Source organism: Bradyrhizobium guangdongense, assembly GCF_006483445.1.
In the GTDB taxonomy this organism is placed as follows: Bacteria; Pseudomonadota; Alphaproteobacteria; order Rhizobiales; family Xanthobacteraceae; genus Bradyrhizobium; species Bradyrhizobium guangdongense_A.
Map to the genome: position 1 here is coordinate 1 of NZ_PPPT01000159.1, position 1,228 is coordinate 1,228.

At 56.7% G+C, this 1,228-nt stretch carries 1 protein-coding gene; it reads left to right on the top strand.

Features of this window, described 5'->3' with window-relative positions:
* Positions 1-74 precede the first annotated feature (74 nt).
* Entirely contained in the window at positions 75-545 is a 471-nt protein-coding gene (locus tag C2U70_RS22750) for a DUF805 domain-containing protein (protein ID WP_186294414.1), read from the top strand.
* The last annotated feature ends 683 nt before the right edge of the window (positions 546-1,228 follow it).

A 1,228-nucleotide genomic window follows, 5' to 3' on the forward strand; every position in this document is an offset into this window, starting at 1 on the left:
TCCATCCGGGCTACGGGGCTTGGCCCCTTCTCCGAATACGTGTATCGATGCGTCGATACTACAGGAGAATGAGAATGCGCGTTGTCGACCTTTTCCTGACTCCGGACGGCCGCTCGCGAGCATTCGACCTCCTTTTCAATTTCGATGGGCGTATCACGAGATCAAGTTATTGGCTCTCCTGGCTGCTATGGGCCATCGCTTATGTCGCGCTCTTCATACTTTCGTTCCTGCTCGGGTGGCTGCCTTACTTGATGATCTGTCTCTGGTTGATCGTCGGACTGCTTGCCTTGAATTCGAACATTGCGGTGGGCCGTAAGCGACTACATGACCGTGGCAAGAGCGGTTGGTGGCTGCTACCCCTTTATCTCGGCCCGACTGCCTGCGAAATCGCTGGTCGTGTGTCAGACGCGAGGAACGTTTTCAGCATAGTGGCTTTCGGACTGTTTGCGTGGACTATCATAGAGCTTGGCCTACTGCCTGGCACAAAAGGTCAAAACGAATACGGCCCTGACCCAACTGATCTTCAAGCGCAGACTGCTGCATGAAGGACGTTCGAATCGCGGGTTCACCGAATGCACTCCCAACCGACGCGACAGCGCGTGAGAGATCGACCGTGCTCAGGGCTGGCCCAGATGTAGCGCAGCGCATTCCACGACTGTCTCACACACGTCACCAATCCCGGATTTCGTTCCGCTCCATCAGGGCTACGGATCTCCATCTCGACCCAAAGTCCCTTCTGAAGGCACAATGGCTGTGGCTGACCAATGAGGGCAATGTTCGAAGCGGCGGTGCTTCTGCTGGCCGTTATGATCGAGCCGTTTCGACGGCCCCCTGCCCCCTGCGTCGCTCCTCTGGTCCGTGGAGTAGGTCGGGCAGAGCACCCATTGTCTGATCTCCAGTTGAGCAAGCTAGAGACCTGGTTTCGTTCGAATGAAAAGGGATGGAAGCGGAGCCCCGATCCAGCAGTAGGCGCATCATACGTCGCGATGCTTGAACATTCCGACGAGACGACGACCTTCCTATGCCTGTTCTCGCAGCCAAGGGCCGAGGTCTATTTTCGCAGGCATAGAGGCAAAGAATTCGATGCAGGCTGGCTATCTCGACCTAGTGCGGAGATCGACGGCCTGATCGAGATGTTGCCACAACCAGTGGATGCGGATGCGTAGGATAGCCCACGCGAAGCGTGCCCAGCTCTTCTACCAAACGGTGAGGAAAGATGGTGGGCACG

Coding starts and splice junctions, on each gene's coding strand:
- C2U70_RS22750 (WP_186294414.1), top strand. CDS start 75: ATGCGCGTTGTCGACCTTTTCCTGACTCCGGACGGCCGCTCGCGAGCA.